Annotated in this window: 20 protein-coding genes and 1 pseudogene; 14 read left to right on the top strand and 7 right to left on the bottom strand. The window is 74.4% G+C overall.

What is annotated here, in order from left to right:
• Positions 1-91: 91 nt before the first annotated feature.
• The gene (locus tag ACWFQ8_RS15570) at positions 92-958 is read right to left on the bottom strand and encodes a DUF4184 family protein (protein WP_453786750.1); all 867 of its coding nucleotides are present in this window, start codon (positions 956-958) and stop codon (positions 92-94) included.
• Positions 959-1192: 234 nt separating this feature from the next.
• On the opposite strand from ACWFQ8_RS15570, the pseudogene ACWFQ8_RS15575 reads away from it, so the two are divergent.
• The 4 genes and pseudogenes from ACWFQ8_RS15575 to ACWFQ8_RS15590 form a co-directional block, all read left to right on the top strand.
• Positions 1193-1664: pseudogene (locus tag ACWFQ8_RS15575) on the top strand (hypothetical protein); the annotation flags it as partial.
• 77 nt (positions 1665-1741) lie between these two features.
• Positions 1742-2974, top strand: coding sequence for a hypothetical protein (locus ACWFQ8_RS15580; protein ID WP_453786751.1), 1233 nt, complete (start codon positions 1742-1744; stop codon positions 2972-2974).
• A gap of 219 nt (positions 2975-3193) precedes the next feature.
• The gene (locus ACWFQ8_RS15585) at positions 3194-3334 is read left to right on the top strand and encodes an SPW_0924 family protein (RefSeq protein ID WP_453786752.1); all 141 of its coding nucleotides are present in this window, start codon (positions 3194-3196) and stop codon (positions 3332-3334) included.
• A 14-nt stretch (positions 3335-3348) separates the two neighbouring features.
• Positions 3349-4329, top strand: a complete 981-nt coding sequence (locus ACWFQ8_RS15590) for a DUF3068 domain-containing protein (RefSeq protein ID WP_453786753.1) — start codon at positions 3349-3351, stop codon at positions 4327-4329.
• Here ACWFQ8_RS15590 and ACWFQ8_RS15595 read toward each other — a convergent pair.
• Together ACWFQ8_RS15595 and ACWFQ8_RS15600 are read right to left on the bottom strand one after the other, a co-directional pair.
• The gene (locus ACWFQ8_RS15595; RefSeq protein WP_453786754.1) at positions 4319-7000 is read right to left on the bottom strand and encodes an ATP-dependent RNA helicase; all 2682 of its coding nucleotides are present in this window, start codon (positions 6998-7000) and stop codon (positions 4319-4321) included. The genes ACWFQ8_RS15590 and ACWFQ8_RS15595 overlap by 11 nt on opposite strands.
• Position 7001: 1 nt before the next feature.
• Positions 7002-7850, bottom strand: a complete 849-nt coding sequence (locus ACWFQ8_RS15600) for a class I SAM-dependent methyltransferase (protein WP_453786755.1) — start codon at positions 7848-7850, stop codon at positions 7002-7004.
• Between the two features lie 343 nt (positions 7851-8193).
• Here ACWFQ8_RS15600 and rpsA point away from each other — a divergent pair, with 343 nt between their 5' ends.
• From rpsA to ACWFQ8_RS15620, 4 genes are all read left to right on the top strand, one after another.
• Entirely contained in the window at positions 8194-9702 is a 1509-nt protein-coding gene (gene rpsA / locus ACWFQ8_RS15605; RefSeq protein ID WP_362729955.1) for a 30S ribosomal protein S1, read from the top strand.
• A gap of 210 nt (positions 9703-9912) precedes the next feature.
• Entirely contained in the window at positions 9913-10851 is a 939-nt protein-coding gene (locus ACWFQ8_RS15610; RefSeq protein ID WP_453786861.1) for a PAC2 family protein, read from the top strand.
• A gap of 87 nt (positions 10852-10938) precedes the next feature.
• Positions 10939-11559, top strand: coding sequence for a dephospho-CoA kinase (gene coaE, locus ACWFQ8_RS15615; protein ID WP_453786756.1), 621 nt, complete (start codon positions 10939-10941; stop codon positions 11557-11559).
• Positions 11560-11625: 66 nt separating this feature from the next.
• Positions 11626-12030, top strand: coding sequence for a tetratricopeptide repeat protein (locus ACWFQ8_RS15620; protein ID WP_453786757.1), 405 nt, complete (start codon positions 11626-11628; stop codon positions 12028-12030).
• Between the two features lie 40 nt (positions 12031-12070).
• Here ACWFQ8_RS15620 and ACWFQ8_RS15625 read toward each other — a convergent pair whose 3' ends face one another.
• Positions 12071-12358, bottom strand: a complete 288-nt coding sequence (locus ACWFQ8_RS15625) for a DUF6343 family protein (RefSeq protein ID WP_453786758.1) — start codon at positions 12356-12358, stop codon at positions 12071-12073.
• A 72-nt stretch (positions 12359-12430) separates the two neighbouring features.
• Positions 12431-13048, bottom strand: a complete 618-nt coding sequence (locus ACWFQ8_RS15630) for a hypothetical protein (protein WP_453786759.1) — start codon at positions 13046-13048, stop codon at positions 12431-12433.
• 166 nt (positions 13049-13214) lie between these two features.
• Here ACWFQ8_RS15630 and ACWFQ8_RS15635 point away from each other — a divergent pair, with 166 nt between their 5' ends.
• The 4 genes from ACWFQ8_RS15635 (at position 13215) to ACWFQ8_RS15650 (ending at position 19970) form a co-directional block, all read left to right on the top strand.
• A complete protein-coding gene (locus ACWFQ8_RS15635; protein ID WP_453786760.1) occupies positions 13215-14636 on the top strand; it encodes a helix-turn-helix domain-containing protein in 1422 nt (473 codons plus the stop codon).
• A 147-nt stretch (positions 14637-14783) separates the two neighbouring features.
• Complete coding sequence (locus ACWFQ8_RS15640; protein ID WP_453786761.1) at positions 14784-17702, top strand: SNF2-related protein; 2919 nt, start codon at positions 14784-14786, stop codon at positions 17700-17702.
• Positions 17699-18904, top strand: a complete 1206-nt coding sequence (locus ACWFQ8_RS15645; RefSeq protein ID WP_453786762.1) for an SWIM zinc finger family protein — start codon at positions 17699-17701, stop codon at positions 18902-18904. The genes ACWFQ8_RS15640 and ACWFQ8_RS15645 overlap by 4 nt, the downstream gene beginning before the upstream one ends.
• A 358-nt stretch (positions 18905-19262) precedes the next feature.
• Positions 19263-19970 carry a chaplin gene (locus ACWFQ8_RS15650; protein WP_453786763.1) on the top strand — a complete coding sequence of 236 codons (708 nt, stop codon included), beginning with the start codon at positions 19263-19265 and terminating at the stop codon, positions 19968-19970.
• Here the strand turns inward: ACWFQ8_RS15650 and ACWFQ8_RS15655 are convergent.
• Positions 19926-20621 carry a DUF2293 domain-containing protein gene (locus ACWFQ8_RS15655; protein ID WP_453786764.1) on the bottom strand — a complete coding sequence of 232 codons (696 nt, stop codon included), beginning with the start codon at positions 20619-20621 and terminating at the stop codon, positions 19926-19928. The two genes, ACWFQ8_RS15650 and ACWFQ8_RS15655, sit on opposite strands and share 45 nt — an antisense overlap.
• Before the next feature lie 139 nt (positions 20622-20760).
• On the opposite strand from ACWFQ8_RS15655, the gene ACWFQ8_RS15660 reads away from it, so the two are divergent.
• Complete coding sequence (locus tag ACWFQ8_RS15660; protein ID WP_453786765.1) at positions 20761-21129, top strand: cupin domain-containing protein; 369 nt, start codon at positions 20761-20763, stop codon at positions 21127-21129.
• An 85-nt stretch (positions 21130-21214) separates the two neighbouring features.
• Here the strand turns inward: ACWFQ8_RS15660 and ACWFQ8_RS15665 are convergent, their stop codons facing one another.
• Positions 21215-22660, bottom strand: a complete 1446-nt coding sequence (locus ACWFQ8_RS15665) for a WGR domain-containing protein (protein WP_453786766.1) — start codon at positions 22658-22660, stop codon at positions 21215-21217.
• A gap of 105 nt (positions 22661-22765) precedes the next feature.
• On the opposite strand from ACWFQ8_RS15665, the gene ACWFQ8_RS15670 reads away from it, so the two are divergent.
• On the top strand, positions 22766-23434 hold the full coding sequence (locus ACWFQ8_RS15670; protein WP_453786767.1) for a uridine kinase: 669 nt from the start codon (positions 22766-22768) through the stop codon (positions 23432-23434).
• Positions 23435-23478: the final 44 nt, after the last annotated feature.

The raw sequence follows: 23478 nt of genomic DNA on the forward strand, positions 1-23478 counted from the left end.
GACGCGCCGCGCACTGTCCCGCCGGTCCGGCGGACCGCCTGCGGGCCGGTCCGCGTGCGTACGGTTCGCTCCGCGCCCGTCCCCGCCCGTCCTAGACGGTGGGGGCGGGCGTTCGCGCGTCCCCGGCCTCGGCCCCGGCCTCGCGGTGGCGGTCGCCGCCGCGGTGGCGCAGCCGTACGAGGACCCCGTACAGCAGCAGGGCCACGGCGAGGCCGCCGCCCGCGCCGAAGCAGACCGTCGGAATGATGTCCAGCGGCGTGCGGATCCGGTCGAAGAACGTGAACCAGCGGATCACGCGCAGTGTGATCCCCACCGCCACGCACACCACGACCAGGGCCAGCGCGCCCAGCACCTCCGTGCGGCGGAGCACCGGCACGGACGCCGGAACGGGGCGGTCCGGCAGCCGCCGCAGCGCGGTCGCCGCGAACCACGCCAGCACGCAGGCCGCCGCGGCCGAACTGCCGTACTGCACGTACGAGTAGAGGGGCAGACCGAAGGCGAAGGGCTCACCGAGCGCCGGCAGCACCTCGGTCCCCCAGCGGCCGGGGTGCGTGAAGCTGTCCCACGCGACGTGCGTGAACGAGCCGGCGACCGCGGACAGGTAGAACCAGACCGCCAGCGACGGCAGTCGGCGCCCGCGCCAGTGCTCGCCGCGGAGCAGGGCGTGCACCCGGCCGCGCCGGCGGCGCGGCAGCAGCGCGATCAGGGGTTCGCGCAGCAGCAGCCAGCAGGCCGCGAGGGCGGCGGTGAGCAGGGCGTCCACCGTGAGCACGCCCACCGGCGAGTGCGTGAGGGCGCCGTGGCGCATGGCGCCCTGCACGACGGCGTCCGCGAAGTACACGGTGTCGGGGGCGAACGACCCGAGGACCAGCGCCGAGGCGACCAGCGGGCCCCGGGCGCGGCCGGTCCGGCGGAGGGCGGGCAGCACGGCGGCCGCGTGGCTGAGGGTGAACGGCACGGCGCGTCTCCTGGGGTGCTCTGCTTTTCGGCGGTTCGGCGGTTCGGCGGCTCTACGGTCCCGGGGGTCCTGCGGTCCTGCGGTCCTCTGTTCCCGCGGTTCCGCGGTGTCCGGCGCGGCCCCGTCGTCGGCCGGTGCCCCGGAAGGGTCCGGACAGTATGCGCGACCCGTGCCGGGACGGGGGGACGTGGCGGAGCCAGGACCGCGGTGCGTGCCCTGTGCAGCGGGTCGACCCTCGCGGCGATCGGCAAGGTCGAGTCCGGGCAGGCGCGCGGGGGGCGGGTGGGCGCGGGCGGGACCATGCTGCGGCCGATCCTGGGGCCGGACCGTCCACCTGGGCGGCCTGGGGCCAGGACGCGGACGGCGACGGCAGGTGCGACCCGAACAACATGCACGACGCGCCCTCGCGGCCGGCCGGTACCTGTGCGCCGGGTCGCGGGACCTGCGGGTGGAGGCAGACCTGGACCGGGCGGTGCTCTCCGCCGACCGGTCCACGGAGTACCTGCGCACGGTGCGGTCCGGGTTCACGTACTACCTCAAGGGCACGCACGAGGTCCCGGACGGCCAGGCGGCCGCCCCGGACAAGGGCGCGCCGCCGACGACACCCCCGAAGCCGACCCCGCCCGCCCCGACCCCTGCCCCGCGCCCCGCCCCGTCACCGATCCCGACGCGTCGCCCTCCGTCGCGCCGCGCACGCCCGGCCCGGCGGCCATCCCGTAGTCGAACGCTCCTGCGGTCAACACGTCCCCGAGAGCGGGCTGTTGGCTGCCCTACCATCCACGAGTGACAGATTTAACCGGTGCCGGTCCAGGCCCCGGCGCGGTCCGTGCGGCCCGTGTCGGCTGGCGCATCCTCAATCAACGTCGTTGGTACCGCTACGTGCGCTACCAAGCGGTGGTCAACGCCCTCATGGTTGGCGACGACGTCGACGACCCCACACCCCACGCCATCCATGAGGCGGCCCTCCGCCTGTGCGAGATCCTCGAAGCACTCTTCGTACCGATGGAAGCCCGTACCGGATTCTTCACGAAGACCGGACGCTGGCTGCGCGAGAAAATCACCCAGGGTGTGCGTTACCCCCTCCACGACGGCCCGCACGCCTCAACCTACTGGGATCGGCTCTACCGATGGGCCAGGGCCGCAGCCGAAACGCATGACGGGGTCGAGGCGCTCGACCACGCACGCTTCCCGGCGATCGAGGACCGCGCCCACCTATTCGCCCAGCGGGTCGTGGCCAAGACCTCCGCGTTGCTGCTCAGCCACGCCCTGGTGGACGACGGACTGAACGAGGTCCGCGACCGAATGTCGGCGCAGGTCCACAGGGGACGGACTCGCAACGAGGCCGTTGCCGTGCACCGGCGCGTCATCGCCCTCGCCCGCACCGCGACGGCGGGCGTCGCGTCGACCTTCCTGATGCACGTCGGGTTCGACCAGGACCTCACCAGCTCCTTCACCGTCGGGGGCGTTGCCCTGGCGTCCGCCGCCGTGCACGAGGTCACGACGGGGGGCTTCATTACTGTCTCGGAACCCATGGAGGCGGCCCGCCGGCAGGCCCGGGATTGGTTGGCCACGATGTCGATGTGGCTCGTCCAGTACGTGACCTGGAGGGACGGCCTCATCCGGGAGGGCCGAGGGGACGGCATCCACCAGCTCCTCGGCATTCTGACGGCCATCCGGTCCGGAGCGGCCGGGTTGAAGCGTCCGGACGACACCGAACGCGTCGAGTACCACCTCAAGCGCCTCATCGAGAACGCGAGCAGAGTGGGCGACGGTGAACTGGAGACGGCGCTGATGAACCTGGAGAGCGCGGTCCTTTACCGTCCGGACCGGATCCTCAACGCGTTGACGGCGCTGATCACCCTGGTCGACGGGGTCCCCGACCTGCCGGGGCCCGACACGCCGGACACGGGCTACGGCCCGAGCCCCGGCCCCGGTCTGCGGGCGCCCGGGTCGGCCGGCCGGGTGCCACCCCAGGTGGGCGAACGCGAGGGCGCGCGGTCCTTCCCGGCACCCTGAGCCGGCGCGACCTCCTGGCCGACCTCCGCCGGGCGGGGGGGAGCCCCGCCCGGCGTGAGGGGACCCACCGCCACCGCCACCGCCACCGCCTTCGCGGGCCGGGGACGGCGTTCCGGGGCGCCGACCACCGGGTTCGTGGGGGTCGGACGGTTCTCATCTGGCGGCGGCGTTGCTACGGTGCCTCCGCCCTGACGCCCAATCAGATTCCGGAGGCCCGGCATGCGCGCACTCGTCGCCGCCGCCAGCGGGCTCGCCCTCGCGGTGCTCCTCGTCCTCGCCGTCACGGCGCTCGGGGCGACCGAGGGCAAGACCTCCCCCAAGCCCCTGCTCACCACCGCGCCCGCCGCGCCCGGAAAGTAGAGGAGGGCTCGGCCATGCGACGCAGAGCGAGCCTCGTCCTGCTGGCCCTCGCCGTGTTCTGCACGGCCCTCGCGCCGCTGCTGCGCTGGTACGCGTACCCGCGTCTGGCGAAGATCCCGCCGAACCAGTACCAGGAGGTGGTCCTGGAGGCGAAGGACGCGACCCTCCTCGACTACTTCGACGGCATGAAGCCGAAGAAGGTGGACAAGGTCACCATCGTCCAGACCCTCAAGGGCAACGTGGAAGCGTCCGAGGAGATCGAGGCGAGCGCCGGCAAGGACGTCGTCGTCTGGGACACGCTGTCCTACATCATCGGCCCGGACGGCAAAATGGTCTCCCAGATCCCCGAGCGCTACATCTTCGACGCGCACACCCAGGACCCGGTGCACGCCACCGGCGAGATGGTCGACGGGGACCCGGTCGAGCGCGAGGGCATCGAGTTCAAGTGGCCGTTCTTCACCGAGCCGCGCGACTACCTGTACTTCGACGCGCAGACCCGCACCTCGTCGCCGATCCACTACGTCGGCCCCCGGACGTTCAAGGGCATGGACGTCTACTACTTCGAGCAGGACATCCCCTGGACCAAGGTTCCCATGCCGAAGAAGATGCCGATCGAGGGCATCGATCCGGCGACGATCGAGGCCACCACCGGCACCAGCCTCTGGTACACGGTCAAGGCGAGGTTCTGGGTCGACCCGGTGACCGGCGCGCCCGTCAACGCCGAGCAGGACATCCAGCAGGAGATGCGCGGCGGCCTCGCGGCGGGCGCCCCGGACGGCAGGCTCACCGCCTTCGCCGGGCACGTGACCATGCGCGAGGACTACAGCGATTACACCGTCGCACTCGTCACGTCGAACCGTACGAAGGTCCTCACGCTGCACACCTACGCGCCGATCGGGCTGGCCGGCGCCGGGATCGTGCTCCTCGGGTGCGCGCTGTGGCTGGAGGCGCGGGCGCGCGCCAGGCGCGCGCCGGACGGGGAGCTCAGCGCCTGAGGCGGGCGTTGGTGTGGCGGGTGGGCTCGGCGGTGGCCGGGTCCTCGGGCCAGGGGTGCTTGGGGTAGCGGCCGCGCAGCTCGGCGCGGACGGCGCGGTAGCCGCCCCGCCAGAAGGAAGCCAGGTCGGCGGTGACGGCCGCCGGCCGCCCGGCGGGGGACAGCAGGTGCACCAGCACCGGTACGCCGGCCACCCGGGGGGTCTCGGCCAGCCCGAACAGTTCCTGGAGCTTCACGGCGAGCACCGGCTGCTCGGCGGAGTAGTCCACCCGGATCCGGGACCCGCTGGGCACCTGGAGGCGCTCCGGAGCCAGCTCGTCCAGTCGGACGGCCTCGCCGGTGGCCCAGGGCAGCAGCCGGTTCAAGGCCTGCCCGGCGTCGATCCGGCCGAGGTCGGAGCGCCGCCGGGCCCGGGACAGCTCGGGCTCCAGCCAGTCGTCGGCCCGGTCCAGCAGGGCGGCGTCGTCCGCCACGTCGGGCCAGCCGCCGCCGAGCGTCCGGTGCAGGAACCCCAGCCGGGCCCGGAGCGAGCGGGCGTCCTCGGACCAGCGCAGCAGGTCCAGCCCCTCCGTGCGGAGCCCGTCCAGCAGGGCGGCCCGGACGCGCGCCGGGGCGGGGGCGCGCAGGGGCCGCGCGGCGAGTTCGATCGCCCCGAGCCGCTGGGCGGCGCGGGCGACGACGTCCCCGTCCTCCCAGCGCACCTCCTCGCCGTCCGTACGGAGGTGCCCGGCGGCGGCCAGGGCGGTGCCCTCGTCGACGACGGCGGCCAGCCGGATCCGTGCGGAGGCGGCGTGGGCGGCCCGGTCGGCGACGGCCACGGCCAACCAGGCCGCGCTGCGCAGCCCGGACCCGTCGCCCAGCTCGGCCCCGGTCCCGGAGGCCATCAAGAAGGCCCCCTCGCCCCTGGCCTTCGCGACCCGCTCGGGGAAGGCGAGGGCAGCGATCAGCCCGGCGGCGGCGTCGTCTCCGAGGCTCCGCTCCGGACCCCTCACCTCGCACGCCGGTGAGGCCGGGTGCGGCTGCTGTCGTTCGCCCGGCGCGGGCCGGGCGGCCCGCAGGGAAGATCCGGCCCCGTCGGCGTTCGAGGCGCGGGGGTCCGGGGACGCAGCCCCCGCCGGGTCGGGGACGGAGCCCCGGGATCCGGCCCCGGGTTCGGGGGTGGGCCCCGCCGGGTCGGCGGCGGCCCGTTCCAGGCGGCGGACCTCCGCGCGCCAACGCGCGGCGTAGCCGTCCGCACCCCGCCGCGCCGCCCGCCAGGCGGCGGCCAGGTCGTCCCCGTACTCCCGCGGCGGTTCCTCGCTGAGCAGGGCCACCACCTCCGCCGCCCGCCGGGCGCCGAGGGCGGCGCAGCCGTCCAGCAGGGCCCGGGCCAGCCGAGGGTGCAGCCCCAGCCGGGCCATGCGCAGCCCGCGCGGGGTCGGCCGGCCGGCGCCGTCCACGGCGCCCACGGCGGTCAGGACCTCCCGGGCGGCGGCCATCGCCCCGGCCGGCGGCGGGTCCAGCAGCGCCAGCCCGGCCGCGTCCGGGTCGCCCCAGCAAGCGGCCTGCAGGGCGAACTGCGTCAGATCGGCGACCCGGATCTCCGGTGCCGGGAACGCGGGCAGCCGGACGTCCTCCGCCTCGGTCCAGCAGCGGTACACCGTGCCCGGCGCCTCACGCCCGGCCCGGCCCGCCCGCTGGCGGCCCGCCGCGCGCGACGCCCGTACGGTCGCCAGCGCGCCGAGCCCCCGGGCGTGGTCCACCCGGGGTTCGCGGGCGAGTCCGGAGTCCACCACCACCCGGACGCCCGGCACGGTCAGGCTCGACTCCGCGAGCGAGGTCGACAGGATCACGCGGCGGTGCGCCGCGGCCGTCAGCGCCGCGTCCTGCACGGCCGCCGGGGCCCGGCCGTGGACCTGGAGCACCTGCGCGTCCACCCCGCCCAGCTGCCCGGCGACGCGGGCGATCTCCCCGACACCCGGCAGGAAGCACAGGACGTCGCCGGTGCGCTCCGCCAGCGCCCGCCGCACCACCGTGGCCACGTGCGTCAGCTGCGCGGGGTCCACCCGCATCCCGTGCGGAGGCCGTACCGGCCGGGTCGGCGGCGCCCACACCGTCTCCACCGGGTACGCGACCCCGGCGGCCTCCACCACCGGCGCGCCGCCCAGCACCCGGGCCCAGCCCGCCGCGTCGGTGGTCGCCGAGGCCGCCACCAGGCCCAGCTCCGGGCGCAGGGTCTCCCGTACGTCCAGGAGGAAGGCGGCGACGGTGTCGGCGTCCAGGTGCCGCTCGTGGCACTCGTCCAGGACGACCACGTCCACGCCGGCCAGTTCCTGGTCCCGCTGGAGCCGCTGGAGCAGTACGCCGGTGGTCACCACCTCGACCACCGTGCCGGGGCCCGCGACCCGCTCGCCGCGCACGGTGAAGCCCACCGAGTCGCCGACCCGCTCGCCCAGCAACCAGGCCATCCGGCGCGCCGCCGCCCGGGCGGCGATCCGCCGGGGCTCGGCCACCACGACCCGGCGGCGCTCACCGCCGCCGACCAGCCCGGCCAGGACCAGCGGCACCAGGGTGGTCTTGCCGGTGCCCGGCGGCGCGCAGAGCACTGCCGCACCGTGGCCGGCCAGCGCGGAGACGAGGGCGGGCACGGCTTCCCGTACCGGGAGGGCGTCCAGGGCGGCGGTACGGATCACGTCAGCCGCGCTCGCAGACGAAGATCGCGGTGCCGGGGATCAGATTGCCGCGCAGCGGGGACCAGCCGCCCCACTCCTGGCGGTTCCAGGCGGGCCACTCCGGTTCGACCAGGTCCACGAGCCGGAAGCCGCCCGCGACCACGTCGCGGACCCGGTCGCCGAGGGTCCGGTGGTGCTCGACGTACACCGCGCGGCCCTCCTCGTCCTGCTCCACGTACGGCGTCCGGTCGAAGTAGGAAGCGGCGACGGACAGGCCCTCGGGTCCGGGCTCGTCGGGGAAGGCCCAGCGGACCGGGTGGGTGACGGAGAAGACCCAGCGGCCGCCGGGGCGCAGCACGCGGCGCACCTCGCGCATGACGTTCACCGGGTCGGCGACGAAGGGGACGGCCCCGTAGGCGGAGCAGGCGAGGTCGAAGGAGCCGTCGCGGAAGGGCAGCCTGCCGGCGTCGGCCTCGACCAGGGGAACGTCGTCGCCGATGCGCAGGGCGTGCTGGAGCTGGCGGTGCGAGAGGTCCAGGGCGACCGGGCGGGCGCCCCGGGCGGCCAGCCAGCGCGAGCACTGGGCGGCGCCGGCGCCGATCTCCAGGACGTCCTTGCCCTGGAGGGAGGCCGCGGGGCCGAGGAGCGCGGCCTCGGCCTCGTCCAGGCCCTCGGGCCCCCATACGAAGCGGTCGTCGCCGAGGAAGGCGCCGTGCTCGCTCTGGTACTCGTCGGCGTTGCGGTCCCACCAGGCGCGGCTCGCTCGGCTGCTCTCCGCTTCCCCGGCGTTACGCCGGGTGGCCTCGGCGTCGTCCGCGGGCACCGAATCCGCCCCGTGCGCGTCTTCGATGGCGTAGTCCTCTTGGTTCATGGGGCCCGTCGTCGTAGTCTGCGAAATGTGGCAGGAAGCGTCATCAGGGCCTTCCCGTCCATGAATTCTGCCGGTTGTGCGGCGATCTGCCCGGGGTGTGCCCCTTCGCGCATTGACCCTGTCCGGCCGCCCCCGTATGCTACAAGTTGCGCTGCGAGCCTGTGCTCCTCAGACCTAGCAGGCTGCGCTTGCATCTGTTGATGTCCCCTCGGTTTTCGAGGCCCCGCCGCTCCCCTGCGGATCGGGGGTCTCCTTGGCTGTCCGGTCTTCGGTGGATGCCGATAAGGGCTCCCGGCGTAGCAGTACCTACGACTTTCTGTCCGTAACCGGAGCCCTTTCCCACATGACGAGCAGCACCGAGACCACCGCCACCACTCCGCAGGTAGCGGTCAACGACATCGGCGACGCGGACGCGTTCCTCGCGGCGATCGACGCGACGATCAAGTACTTCAACGATGGCGACATCGTCGACGGCGTCATCGTCAAGGTTGACCGGGACGAGGTTCTCCTCGACATCGGTTACAAGACCGAAGGCGTCATCCCGAGCCGCGAGCTCTCGATCAAGCACGACGTCGACCCGAACGAGGTCGTCAAGGTCGGCGACGAGATCGAGGCCCTGGTTCTCCAGAAGGAGGACAAGGAAGGCCGCCTGATCCTCTCGAAGAAGCGCGCTCAGTACGAGCGTGCCTGGGGCACCATCGAGAAGATCAAGGAAGAAGACGGCATCGTCACCGGTACCGTCATCGAGGTCGTCAAGGGTGGTCTCATCCTCGACATCGGCCTCCGCGGCTTCCTGCCGGCCTCTCTCGTCGAGATGCGTCGCGTCCGCGACCTCCAGCCCTACGTGGGCAAGGAGCTCGAGGCGAAGATCATCGAGCTGGACAAGAACCGCAACAACGTGGTCCTGTCCCGCCGCGCCTGGCTCGAGCAGACCCAGTCCGAGGTTCGCCAGACGTTCCTCACCACCCTGCAGAAGGGTCAGGTCCGCTCCGGCGTCGTCTCCTCGATCGTCAACTTCGGTGCCTTCGTGGACCTGGGTGGCGTCGACGGTCTCGTGCACGTCTCCGAGCTGTCCTGGAAGCACATCGACCACCCCTCCGAGGTCGTCGAGGTCGGTCAGGAAGTCACCGTCGAGGTCCTCGACGTCGACATGGACCGCGAGCGTGTCTCCCTGTCGCTGAAGGCGACGCAGGAGGACCCGTGGCAGCAGTTCGCCCGGACCCACCAGATCGGTCAGGTCGTCCCGGGTAAGGTCACCAAGCTGGTTCCGTTCGGTGCGTTCGTCCGCGTGGACGAGGGCATCGAGGGTCTGGTCCACATCTCCGAGCTGGCCGAGCGCCACGTGGAGATCCCGGAGCAGGTCGTCCAGGTCAACGACGAGATCTTCGTCAAGGTCATCGACATCGACCTTGAGCGTCGCCGGATCTCGCTGTCGCTCAAGCAGGCCAACGAGTCCTTCGGTGCCGACCCGGCGTCGGTCGAGTTCGACCCGACCCTGTACGGCATGGCCGCGTCGTACGACGACCAGGGCAACTACATCTACCCCGAGGGCTTCGACCCCGAGACCAACGACTGGCTCGAGGGCTTCGACAAGCAGCGCGAGGCCTGGGAGACCCAGTACGCCGAGGCGCAGCAGCGCTTCGAGCAGCACCAGGCTCAGGTCATCAAGAGCCGCGAGGCCGACGAGGCCGCTGCCGCCGAGGGCGCTGCCGCCCCGGCCGCCAGTGGCAACGCCGGTGCGGGCATCTCGGGTGGTTCGTACTCCTCGGAGTCGGACGAGACCTCCGGCGCCCTGGCGTCGGACGAGGCCCTGGCCGCGCTCCGCGAGAAGCTGGCCGGCGGCCAGAGCTGATCGCAGCGCGCATCACACTCCGGTGTGAGCCGAGCTGAGTAGTCGCGTAGCACGGTGAGGCCCGTCCCCTTCGGGGGGCGGGCCTCACCGCGTTTTCCGCCCCGAGATCTGTTGCGTTCTCGTGAAGGGACACGAAGGAGCCCAACTGGGGAATGGTGAAGGCTCCTTGGACGTTCTTGGCAGAGAACACGGCGAGGAGGAGTGGTGACGGTGCTTGATCCGCAGGGTTTGTACGAATGGGACGCCAAGGGCCTGGCGGTGGCCGACCTGGCGCTGACCCAGGACTCGGCCGGCCTGGTCATGCTGTATCACTTCGAGGGCTACATGGACGCGGGCGAGGCCGGCGACCAGATCATCGAGCGACTGCTCGACACCCTGCCCCACCAACTGGTGGCCCGGTTCGACGCCGACCGCCTGGTGGACTACCGGGCCCGGCGCCCGCTGCTGACCTTCCGGCGTGACCACTGGAGCGAGTTCGAGGAGCCCCGGCTGGAGGTCCGGATCGTCCAGGACGCCACCGGAGCCCCCTTCCTCCTCCTGTCCGGCCCGGAGCCGGACGTGGAGTGGGAGCGCTTCTCGGTCGCCGTCCGGCAGATCGTCGAGCGCCTCGGGGTCCGCCTCTCCGTCAACTTCCGGGGCATCCCGATGGGCGTCCCGCACACCCGGCCCGTCGGCATCACCCCGCACGGCAACCGGACCGACCTCATGCCCGGCCACCGCAGCCCCTTCGACGAGGCACAGGTACCGGGCAGCGCGGAGTCGCTCGTGGAGTTCCGCCTCGCACAGGCCGGGCACGATGTGCTCGGGGTCGCCGCGCACGTCCCGCACTACGTCGCCCGCTCCCCGTACCCGGACGCCGCGCTGACGGCGCTGGAGGCGATCACGGCGGCGACCGGGCTGGTGCTGCCGGCCGTGGCGCACGCGCTGCGCACCGAGGCGCACCGCACCCAGACGGAGATCGACCGGCAGATCCGGGAGGGCGACGAGGAGCTGGTCGCCCTGGTGCAGGGTCTGGAGCACCAGTACGACGCGGCGGCCGGCGCCGAGACCCGGGGCAACATGATCGCCGAGCCCGCGGAGATCCCGTCGGCGGACGAGATCGGGCGCGAGTTCGAACGGTTCCTGGCGGAGCGCGAGGGCGAGGGCTGAGACCACCCCCTGGGCACCCGGGCCGCCCGGGTACCCGGACACCCCGGGGCCCCGCGATCCGGTGAACGCGGCGCTAGGCTGCTGACCATGCTGAAAGTGGGCCTGACGGGCGGAATAGGTGCCGGCAAGAGCGAGGTCTCGCGCCTGCTGGCGGGGTACGGTGCCGTGGTCGTGGACGCCGACCGGATCGCACGGGAGGTCGTCGAGCCGGGTACGCCTGGGCTCGCGGCCGTCGTGGCGGCCTTCGGGGAGTCGGTACTGACCCCCGAGGGGAGGCTGGACCGGCCCGAGTTGGGCTCGATCGTGTTCGCCGACCCGGCGAAGCTCCAGATCCTCAACGCCATCGTGCACCCGCTGGTCGGCGCCCGGTCCGCCGAGCTGGAGGCCGCCGCGGGAGCCGACGCCATCGTGGTGCACGACGTACCGCTGCTCGCGGAGAACGGCCTGGCGCCGCTGTACGACCTGGTGGTCGTGGTGGACGCGGCGACCGAGACGCAGCTGGCGCGGCTGACCGCGCGGCGCGGGATGGCCGAGGAGGAGGCGCGGGCCCGGATGGCCGCGCAGGCCACGCGGGAGCGGCGGCTGGCGGTGGCCACGCTCGTCATCGACAACGACGGTCCGCTGGAGGCGCTGGAGCCGCAGGTCCGCACGGTGTGGGAGGAGCTCACGGCGCGGGCCGCGGCGCGGGCCGCCGACCGCGGGGCGTGACGTGCCCATGGAATAGCGGGCCCGCCGTCGAGCGTTGAACGCGGCCGTAGAGGGAAGGAACAGATCGTGTCCGACACCACGCCGCCGCCGTCCTCGTCGTCTTCGTCCTCCGGATCGGCGAGTCCGGAGACGCACGTCATCGACTACCGGGCCGCCGAGCAGCTGCTCGCCGCACGCGACCCGCGCGGCGCGGTGAAGCTGCTCGACTCCGTCATAGCGGCCCACCCGGAGAACACGGCGGCCCGGCTGCTGCGCGCCCGGGCCTTCTTCGCGGCGGCCCAACTGCGCCCGGCCGCCCTGGAGTTCGAGCTGGTGCTGGAGCGGGAGCCGGACAACGCCTTCGCCCACTTCGCGCTGGCCCGCACCCATCAGCGCTCGGGCCGGCCCGAGCAGGCGCGCAAGCACTTCCGGCTGGCCGCCGCCCTCGATCCGCAGCCGGAGTACCTGGAGGCCGCCCGCTTCGAGCGGTAGCAGGGCTGGGGCGCGCCCCAGCCCGCGGCCCCGGCCGCCCTCAGTGCGTTCGGGGCGGCTTCGGCATCCTCGGCTGCTCCGGCGGCTCGTACGGGGGGACGTCCGGGCCCGGCTGGTAGTGCGGCCCCTGGCGGATGTGCCGGGTCACCACGATCAGGTCCACGGCGGCCAGCAGCGCGATCGCCCCGCAGACCGCCGCCCAGCCGGAACGGTCGGCCAGTGAGAAGGCCACCGTCCCGGCGACGGACCAGAGCAGCCCCCACAGACTCAGCCAGAACCGCATCCGCAGCGGACTGCGGGCGGTCACCGGCTCGTTCCCGGAACGCATGGCCATCGCCTCGGATCGGCTGGAGGGGCCCGGTCTCCATGGTCCCACCGGTGGGGCGCGGGGGCGCCGTGCTCACGGGTTGAGCTTGTTCACGGCCTTGGTGGTGGTCTTCTTGAAGGCGGCGACCGGGGCCCGGGACAGGTCGCCCATCTCCCCCCACGTCACGACGGTGACCGTGGAGCCGTCGCGCCCGACCCCGTACAGGTGCACGCCGGGCTCGGACTCCGGCATCGAGCTGTGCACCCCGTAGACGTGCGCGCCCTCCTCCACGGGAAGGGTCCCGTAGTCCTGCCAGGAGGCCGTGCCGCCCGGGCTCGTCCGCAGCCAGTCGGCGGCGCAGGCCGCGACCCGCCGCTCCAGCTTCCCGACCAGCTCGACGGCGGCCGCCGTCGACGCGGCGCGGACGGAGATCTGCGTGGCACCCGTGTCGTACTCGGTGCCGAACTCGCGGTGCCAGCTGCCCGCGGCCGGGAGCACGCCGCCCAGGCAGAACGGCGCGAACGCGGGCAGCCCCCGGTTGACCTGGCCGGCGAACCACGGCGAGCCGGGGTGGGGCGGCAGGTCGGCGCCGCTCAGGAACCCGGGTGCGGTCGCGGCCGTGGCGGAGGTCGAGGCGGTGAGGACGAGGGCGGCGGCCGCCGCGACGAGCGCGGTGGTGAGGGTGGTGGCGGTGCCGGAGCGTCGGAACATGGTCGGTTCTCCCCGTGGTGGTCGGTGTGGTGATCGCTGCTGAGGGGTACGTCGACAGCCTTCCCCCGGCCCGGGGTGTCGGGCGACGGATCGCGTCGGATTCGGGACACTGGAACGGCCGTACGTGCTGTCACCTGGGGGAACACCCCTTGCATGGAACGCAGTCGTGGGACGGGGGAACGCCGTGGGTGCGGGTCGGGGCGAGGTCGGGGGCGAAGGAGCGGGTTCGGGCGAGGCGGAGCGGTTCGCCCGGCGCTTGCGGGAACTGAAGGAACGGGCGGGGCTGAGTTACGGGGTGCTCGCGCGGAAGCTGCACACGAGCACCTCGACCCTGCACCGGTACTGCAAGGGGGAGGCGGTCCCGACGGAGTTCGCGGTGGTCGACCGCTTCGCGCGGCTCTGCGGGGCCTCGCAGGCGGAGGCGGTGGAGCTGCACCGGGCGTGGCTGCTGGCGGACGCGCGGCGACGGGCGGCGGCGCGGACGGCGCCGTCGGGGGCGGGGGTGACGGGAGTGACGGGGGCGGCGGGGGCGACGGTCGCCGCGGTGACCGGGGAGCCGGCCGCCGCGACCGCTGCGGGTGCTTCTGCCGTTGCTGCCGTCCCGACCGACGAGCCGGAGCCGGTGGCGGTCGTGGTGGCGAGCGCTCCTGGTGCCGCTACCGTCCTCGTCTCCGTTCCCGCGGCCGCGGTACGGCCGCCCTGGTACCGGCGGCGGGGGGCGGTGGCCGCCGCGGCGGGCGTGACGGCGGGGGCGGTGGTCGTCGCGGTCCTGGCGGCGGCCGGTCCGCAACGGCGTGATCCGCGGGCGGGGGCCGGACCGACGGCGTCGGCGCCCGCCGACCGCGCGCCGTACCCCTCCCCGTCGTCCACGGCGTCCGGGTCGTCCGGGTCGTCCGTTTCGGCGGTCCCGACCGAGCCGTCCGCCACGGCCGCGCCGACGGCCCTCACCACTCCGTCCGGCCCGCCCGCCGCTCCGGCGGTACCGCTGAGGGCGGCGGTGCGGACCCATGTCTGGGCGGCCGGCTGCGACCACGCCTACCTGGCCGAGGGGGGTCCCGGCTCGGTGCCGCCGCCGCCCGTGGAGGCGGACGCGCCCGCTTGGGCGGGGGCGCAGCGCGCCGTGCACGCCGGGACCCAGATCGTGGAGGCCACCCTGCACGGCACGGGTGCGGGCACCGTGGTCTTGGAGGGCCTGGACGTACGGGTGACCGCGCGCCGGACCCCGCCCGCCTGGAACGTGTACCAGATGTCGCAGGGCTGCGGCGGGGCCCTGACGCCGGCCGCCTTCGCGGTGAACCTGGACGCGCCGCGCCCGCTGGCCCGGCCCGTCGCGGGCAACGACGCCGGTTCGGCGCTGCCCGCCCCCGCCTTCCCCCTGCGCGTGTCGGCCGCCGAGCCCGTCGTGCTGCGGGTGGAGGCCGCCACCACGGGCTGCGACTGCGACTGGTCCCTGGACCTGCGCTGGACCGGGCCGTCCGGCTCCGGCACCCTGCGCCTCGACGACTCCGGCCGTCCGCTGCGCACGAGCGCCACCACGGGCCGACCGGTGTACGGCTACGCGGCGGAGCAGTCCCGCTGGAGCCGCTGACCGGCTCGGGTCGACCCCTCGGCCTGAGGAGTGCGCAGGTCAGCGGGGTTGTCAGTGGCCGCGCCTAGACTCGGCGGCACCGGACATCCGTACCGGTCGCGATCAGAGCGGAACAGAGCAGAGCAGACCAGCGAAGGGGGAGGCGCCGTGACATCGCAGACGCAGACGCAGCCCCCGCACGGCTTCGCGCGCGCCCTGCTGCGCCACGCCGCCGTCTTCCTGCCCGCCGCCGTCCCGCGCGAGGGGCGGGTCGCCTTCTGGGCGCCCGACGGGGACGACCTGCCCGAAGCGGGGAAGGCGGTACCGCTCACGGTCGTGCGGCCGCACGGGGACGGCGTCCGCAGCCGTACGGTGCCCGCCGTGACCCTGTCCGTCACCACCGCCCTGCCGCTGCTCGCCCGGGCGCCCCGCAGTCCCGGCGCGCACCCCGCCACCCGCGCCTGGGGGACCGCCGCCGTCCAGGCCCTGACCCTGGTCGCCCGGGGCCGCTTGCTCCCCGGGCTCACCCCCGAGGGCATCGACGCCTGGCGCGCCGGCCCGCTGGACGCCGCCGACATCGACCACCTGCGCGCGGTGGCGGCCGCCCTCCCGTACGAGGGGTACGCGACGCCCCTGGTCGACCGTCGTCCGCTCCAGCTGCCCGATCCGGAGGCACTGCTGCGCGCCTTCCTCGACGCCGTCGCCGACAGCCTGCCCCGTACCCCCGCCGCAGCCGTGGCCGCCGGCCGCCCCTTCGCCGCCCGGGAACCGCAGCGGGTGCCCGGGATACAGGACTGGGCCGCACAGGTGGCGGCCGGAGCCGACACGGGCGTCGGGATCTCGCTCAGGCTGGACCTGTCCTCCTTCCGCATGTTCGATCAGGACGAGGACGAGGAAGGCGGGTACGGCGAGGCGTACGAGGACGGAGGAGCGGCGGGCCGCGCCGATGCGCCGCGCCGCGCGGGGGCCGCCGTCGTCCAGGTGCACAGCCTCGCCGATCCCACCCTCGTCACCGACGCCGGGACGCTGTGGGCGGGCACGGCCGCCGCCGGGTTCGGCGCCCGCGCCCGGATCGACGCGGTGCTCGCGCTGCGCCGGGCCGCGCGCGTGTGGCCGCCGCTGCTGCGCCTGCTGGACCAGCCCGCGCCCGATGTCCTCGCCCTGTCGGACCCGGAGCTCGAAGACCTGCTGGGCGTGGCCGCGACCCGGCTGGCCGAAGCCGGGGTCCTGGTCCACTGGCCGCGCGAGCTCGCCCGCAGCCTCACCGCGACCGCCGTCGTACGGTCCACCGCGCCCGGCTCCGCCACCGACGGCACGGCGTTCTTCGACGCGGAGCACCTCTTCGCCTTCTCCTGGGAACTGGCGCTCGGCGGCGACCGCCTCACCCCCGGGGAGATGGACGCCCTGGCGCAGGCCCACCGGCCGGTGGTGCGGCTGCGGGACCAGTGGGTGCGGGTCGACCCCGAGCTCGTGCGCAAGGCGCGCAAACGGGAGCTCGGGCTGCTGGATCCGGTGGACGCGCTGGCCACCGTACTGTCGGGAACGGCCGAGGTCGACGGGCAGCCGGTCGAGGCGGTTCCGGTGGGGGCCCTCGCCGCCCTGCGGGAGCGGCTCACGGGCGAGCTGGAACCGCTGCCGCCACCGCCCGCGCTCAAGGCCACCCTGCGCGACTACCAGGCACGCGGACTGGCCTGGTTGGACCTGATGACCTCGCTCGGCCTCGGCGGCTGCCTCGCCGACGACATGGGCCTGGGCAAGACCGTCACCCTCATCGCGCTCCACCTGCACCGGAACCGACCGGAGCCGACGCTCGTGGTGTGCCCCGCGTCGCTCCTGGGGAACTGGCAGCGCGAGATCGAGAAGTTCGCGCCCGGTACGCCCGTGCGCCGCTTCCACGGCGGCAGCCGCAGCTCCGACGACCTGACCTCCTGCGCGGGCGGTTTCGTGCTCACCACGTACGGGACGATGCGCGCCAGCGCCCCGTTGCTCGCGGAGCAGAGCTGGGGCATGGTCGTCGCCGACGAGGCGCAGCACGTCAAGAACCCCCATTCCGCGACGGCCAAGGCACTGCGCACGCTCCCCGCGCCGGCCCGGGTGGCGCTGACCGGCACCCCCGTGGAGAACAACCTCTCCGAGCTGTGGGCGCTGCTCGACTGGACCACGCCGGGGCTGCTGGGCCCGCTCACCACCTTCCGGGCCCGCCATGCCCGGCCGGTGGAGCACCAGCAGGAGGAGGACGGGGCCAATGAGGCGGCGGTCGCCCGGCTGGCCGCGCTGGTACGCCCCTTCCTGCTGCGCCGCAAGAAGTCCGACCCCGGGATCGCGCCGGAGCTGCCGCCGAAGACGGAGACCGATCACCCCGTCTCGCTCACCCGCGAGCAGGCCTCGCTGTACCAGGCAGCGGTGGACGAGGCGATGGCCGTGATCGAGTCGAGCGAGGGCATGGAGCGGCGCGGCATGATCATGAAGTTGCTGGCCTCGCTCAAGCAGATCTGCAACCACCCCGCGCAGTACCTGAAGGAGGCCCCGTCCGCGGACGGGCGGCTGCGCATCGCGCACCGCTCGGGCAAACTCGCGCTGCTGGACGAGCTGTTGGACACGATCCTGGCCGAGGGCGGCTCGGTCCTGGTCTTCACCCAGTACGTGACCACGGCCCGGCTCATCGAGCGGCACCTGTCCGACCGGGACATCCCGCACCAGCTGCTGCACGGCGGGACGCCGGTGCCGCGGCGCGAGGAGCTGGTGGACCGCTTCCAGGCGGGCGAGGTCCCGGTGTTCCTGCTGTCCTTGAAGGCGGCGGGCACCGGACTGAACCTCACCCGCGCCGGACACGTCATCCACTTCGACCGCTGGTGGAACCCGGCCGTCGAGGAGCAGGCCACCGACCGCGCCTACCGGATCGGCCAGACCCAGCCCGTCCAGGTCCACCGCATCATCGCGGAGGGGACGGTCGAGGACCGCATCGCCGAGATGCTGGAGACGAAGCGGGCCCTGGCCGACGCCGTCCTCGGTTCCGGGGAGTCGGCCCTGACCGAGCTGACCGACCGGGAGTTGGCCGACCTCGTCTCCCTGCGGAGGCCCGCGTGATCACCGCCCGGGACGACCGCCGCCGCACCTTCGACGCCGTGCCCGCAGGGGTGGAGGCCGCCAGCTGGTGGGGCCGGGCCTGGGTCTCGGCCCTCGAAGAGGTGTCCCGGGACCCGGCGCGCCTGGCCCGCGGCCGCACGTACGCCGCCGAGGGCCACGTGGACGCCGTCACCGTCACCCCGGGCCGGATCGTGGCGTACGTGCGGGGCAGTCGGGCCCGCCCGTACCGCACCGAGTTGTCCTTGCCCGCCTTCTCCGGACCCGAGTGGGACGACCTGCTGGAGGCCGTCGCGGCCGATCCGGCAGCCCTGGCCGCACTGCTGGAGCGGGAGGTTCCGCAGTCGCTCGCGGACGGTGTCCTGCCGGCCGAGGGCGAGCTCGTCCCGCGCTGCTCCTGCCCCGACGTCGCACGGCCGCCCTGCAAGCACGCGGCGGCCCTGTGCTACCGCGCCGCCCGGCTCCTCGACGAGGACCCGTTCGTCCTGCTGCTCCTGCGCGGCCGGGGCGAGCGGGAGCTCCTCGACGAGCTGACCCGCCGCAGCGCCGCCCACGCAGCGCGCGAACGGCCGGAGGACGCGCCGGACTTCCCCGGCGTGCCGGCCCGGGCCGCGCTCGCCCGGACCGCTCTGCCGCTGCTGCCGGCCCCGCTCGCCGCACCCGCCGCCGCCGGCCTGCCGCCCGCGTACCCGGCGGACCCGGCGGCCCCGGATCCGCTGGCCCTGGACCAGCTCGCCTGCGACGCGGCCGCCCGCGCCCTGGCCCTGCTCACCACCGCCGAGGACCCGATCGCCGGGCTCGACCTGTGGCAGGACGCCGTCCGCCTGGCCTCGGCGCACCCCACGGCGGGCCTGACCGGTGCGGCCCGCACCCTCTACCGCGACCTGGCCCGTGCCACCGGCCGGACCAGCACCGATCTGGCCCGGGCCGCCGCGGCCTGGCGCCAGGGCGGCCTCCGCGCCCTCGCCGCGCTGGAGGAGCCCTGGGATCCTCCGGCCGGCCCCTTCGACCGGGCCCGCCCGGCGCTACTCGCCGCCGGCGAGGGCTCCTTCCGCCCCGCCCGCAACCGCCTGACGGCCCTCACCCGGCAGCTCCGGCTGGGCCGGGACGCGCTCTGGTACGCCTACGAGTCCCGGCCGGACGAGGAGGACTGGTGGCCCACCGGCCACCCCTCCCCGGACCCGGTCACCGCCCTCCGGCACTGATCGCCGCCGCCCACGTCGTCAACGCCGTGAGAAGTGGGACGGGTGCAGCCGGGCCCTCAACCCGCGCCGGGCGCTGCTGAACCCCGCACCGCGCCGGGCCGTCCACACGGTCGGGTGCATCCGGCGACCTGTGTACCCGGTGACCTGTGCATCCGCGCAGGCCCGGGAAGGCGGCACGGAACGGGTCGAGCGGGCCGTCCACGTTCGGGAGGAGCGGCGGTCGTTCAGTCAGGAAGTAGGCACTACCCAGTACACGATGGGGTGAAATGCTTACCGGCCCTATAACCCGAACGGGTTCAGGGCGTTGTCTCCGGTGCGGGTGCAGCGCCCGCGGACTCCTCCGGAAGGCAGGGAACTGATGCGTCACAGTCGTCGGAATGGCTTGATCGCGGCGGTGGTCGCGGGAGGCGGGCTGGCGGTCGCGGGTATCGGCGGGCTCGCGCACGCCGACGCGGAGGCCGGTGGGCGGGCCGAACGCTCGCCCGGACTGCTGTCGGGGAATCTGGTCCAACTGCCGGTGAACACGCCGGTGAACGTCTGCGGCAACACGGTGAGCGTGATCGGCCTGCTCAATCCGGCCGCCGGGAACCGCTGCGCCAACGAGACCGGGGGCGGTGGCGGTGGGTATGCGGGGTCGAGCTCGCATGCGGCGCCCCGTCCGGCGGGGCCGTCGAAACCCGGCGCCGGCAACGGCGGCGGGGCCGTCGCCGACGCGCGCGGAAAGGATTCTCCGGGGCTGCTGTCCGGCAACGGGATCCAGCTCCCCGTCGACCTGCCGCTGAACGTCAGCGGCAACTCCGTCAATGTCGTCGGCGTCGGCAACGGCTCCCACGGCAACACCTCCGTCAACGGCGAGCGGCCCACCGGCGGCAAGCCCGCCCAGCCGTCCGTGGTCGGGCCGCCCGTGACCGAGCGACCGGCGACCCCGCCCGCCCCCGTGGCCCCGCCGCGGCACACCGAGGCACTCGCCCACACCGGCGCCGACGGCCTCGGATACCTGCTGCCCGGCGGTGGAGCGCTGCTACTGGGCGGGGCGCTCCTGTACCGCCGCTTCCGCCTCCGGTAGCGGATCCGTCCGCCAGCCGTCCAGGACGGCGTCGATCCGCGCGGCCAGTCGGGCCCGGGCCGCGAACCTCGGGACACCCGCCATCAGCAGGGCGTCGTACTCGGTGTCGGTGTGCCGCACGGCCGCCCGCACCGCCATCGACACCGCCGGCCCGTCGAGGGCCCGGCCGGCGGCGCTGCGGCCCACCCGGCCGCTGCCGCGCACCGAGGCGTGGGTCGCGATCGCCTGCGCTCGGGCGGGCGGGCACCCCGGGAACAGCCGGAGTATCTCCGCCGCGAACGCCGCCGTGAAACGGGTGTCCTCGGCCGCGCGGCGCAACCGGTCGCGCTCCCGGCGCCTGGCCCGTGCCTCGGAGTCCGCGAGACAGGCGCGCTCCGCGCGGGCCAGGGCGGCGTCCTCGACGAGGAGGCCCTGCCGCTCGTAGCGACGGCGCCGCCGGTTGAAGCGGACGACGACCGCGGACAGTGAACTGGCCTCCCGGGAACGCCGGGTGAGCGCGGCGTCCCCGCGCGGGAGGTACACCAGATGACCGAGATCGGCGCAGTCCAGGCAGCGCGGCACGCCCGCCTCGCGCACGAGGTGCCGCAGCGGCCCCCGTCGGCACTCGGCGCAGTGGATCTGCTTCCGGGACTCGAACACCACCAGGCTCATGCAGGTGTGATACCGCCGCGCCGGGCTCCTATCACCTGCGGAAGAACGGAGTTCGATGTTTCATCAACTCTTCCTGGATGCGGTGCTGTCCTCCTACGGTGGGGCCGGTGAGCCGCGACGGCTCACCGGGGGAGGACACATGGGTGGACGGCAGGCGACGGTACGGCCCGCGAGGGCGCGCTACGTGATACCCCCGGTCGGCCGGGAGATAGTCATCGCGCCCGGCGCCTGTACCGGCTGGCACTACCACCGGGTCCAGTTGAACGCCGTCGTGCGGTCGGGAACCCTGACCCGGGTTCTGCACGACCGCACCATAGAGGTGCACGCGGCCGGCACCACCTTCGTGGAACGGGCGGGCATCGGCCACGTCCACCTGGGCCACAACCTCGGGACCGAGCCGGTCGTCCTCTACGTGACCCCGGCGGGCCCCGACCGGGAGCCCTTCGCGATACCCGTCCCCCCGCCCCCCGGTGCGAGCCCGGCGGTCTGCCGGGCGCACCCCGAGTGAACCCGCCCGACCGGCCCGCCCCGCGCGTACCCGCCCCGCGCGTGCCCGCCCCGCGCGTGCCCGCCCCGCGCGTGCCGGAGCCGGCTCACACCAGGCGGCGTATCTCCCCGCGCACCCGGTAGAAGCCTCCCGAGGAGGCGTGCAGCCCGTCCACCACGTACCGGGCGCCGGGCTCCCGGATCCCGCGGGGGAACTGCACGTTCCACGACGGCTCGAAGCCCCCCGACACCACCTGCACGCGCATCCTGTTCCCCTGCTGCACGCACTCCACGATCACGCCCCCCGCCGGGGCCGCCGCCACCGACACCGAGGCCATGGACGCGGCCGAAGCGGCCGGCGTGTACACGGGCAGGGCCGCCGCCGACTTCACGTCGACCGCCGCCGGGACCGTGCCCCGCTGCGCCGCCGCGATGGCCTGCTCGCTCGCGTCGACGCAGACCAGCGATCCGTCCGTGGTGACCAGGTACAGCCGCTCGTCCAGGTACTGCATCGACAGCGCGGAGCCGCTGCCGGTACCCAGCTTCCACAGCCGCCGCCCGTCGGCGTCGAAGCAGTACACCGAGGAGCTGTAGTCACCGGCGAAGACGTGCTTGCCGTCCGGGGACGTCGCGCACGAGTACACCGCCGCGTCGCACTGGTAGGACGCCTCGATCGCACCGGTGGCCTTCGAGAGCCGCTGCACGGTGTTGCGCCCGGTGCCCGCGTACACCACGTGCTCCTCCTGCCAGCCGAACAGCACCCCGCCGTTGGTGCCGGTGTGCCACAACTGCCGCCCGCCGTCCGGGGCGTACGCGGTGACCCCCTTGCTGTGCCCGTGGTAGACCCCCCGCTCGTCGGCCCGGACCATCCAGGCGTGGGAGCCGTCCGACCGGCGCGACCACTGGAACTCGTCCTCGTGGTCGATGACCGTCAGACCGCCGTCGCGGTCGGACACGTTCAGCACGCCCTCGCGGATGTCGAGCCAGAAGATGTCCACGTCCTCCGCGATGTCGTACGCCCCGAACGGCACCTTCGACGACAGGTCGTACACCGTGCCGTCGTCGCAGCCCGCGTATATCCAGAACTCGTCCGCGACCAGGCACTTCACCCCGTCCGGCAGGGCGTAGCGCGCCAGCACCTCGCCGCCGTGGCTCAGCGTGTAGACGTCCCCCGCCTGGTTCCCGACCCAGCAGCGCTCCTCGTCCACATGGATCCCGAAGGCGGCGGAGCCCGTACGGAAGCGCCACAGCACGGGAGCCACCGCCCGCGCCGTCGACGGCGCCGAGACCACCTGGCGGCGCGTCACCGACCGGGCCGCGCGCTGTCCCCGCACCGCCGGGGCGTACCCCTTGCGCACCTTCTCGCCGATCTTCTTCGCGGCGGCGGCCCGCGCCTTGTCGACCGTCGGGAACGAGGAGCTCTGCAGCTGGCCGGCCGCGCCGATGCGCCCGTACCGCACGGAGACGGCGGTCCCGTCGACCGTCACCTCGTAGAACTTGTGCGCCGCGCCGTCCTCCTGCGACAGCTCCAGATACGTCGTCTCCCGAGCCATGACAGACCCCTCCCCGAAGGCCGGGCCGCCGGCTCCTGTCCGCCGGTGATCCCTCGTCAAAAACACTAGGGGCCGGCACTGACAACGGGCCGACACAATGGGTCCGTGCAGTTCGAAGCGATCACATGGCAGCGGATGGCCGAGCGGCTCGCCGGCCACCTCGGGACCCTCGCGGGCCCCTCCGGCGGGAACGCCCCCGAGTCCGGCGCGGGCGGATGGCAGCGCGTGGGCATCGACGGGGCCCCGGCCGCCGACACCGGCGTACTGGCCGCCGAGCTCGCCGACGCGCTGCGGTCGCGCGGCCGGCCGGTCCTGGTGGTCCCCGCCGGGGGCTTCCTGCGGCCGGCCTCCCTCCGCTTCGAGTTCGGGCGCGAGGACGTGGACTCCTACCTCGGCGCCTGGTACGACACGGCCGCGCTCTGGCGGGAGGTGTTCGGCCCCACGGACCCCGGCGGCACCGGGCGGGTGCTGCCCGACCTCTGGGACCCGGTGACGGACCGGGCGACCCGCAGCCCCTATGCGGAACTCCCCCCCGGCGGGGTGCTGATCGTGCACGGCCCGCTGCTGCTGGGGCACTGGTTCCCCTTCGACCTCGTCGTCCACGTGCGGCTCTCGGCGGGGGCGCTGGCCCGCCGCACCGAGGAGTCGGCGCGCTGGACCCTGCCCGCCTTCGCCCGCTACGAGGCCGAGACCGACCCGGCGTCGGCCGCCGACGTGCTGGTCAGGGCCGATGACCCGCGCCACCCCGCCTGGACGGGCGTCCGGGAGCGGTAGCGGGGCGCCAACGGTGCCGTCCGTCCGGGGATGCCCGCCCGTCC

This window comes from Streptomyces sp. NPDC055254, from assembly GCF_053606025.1.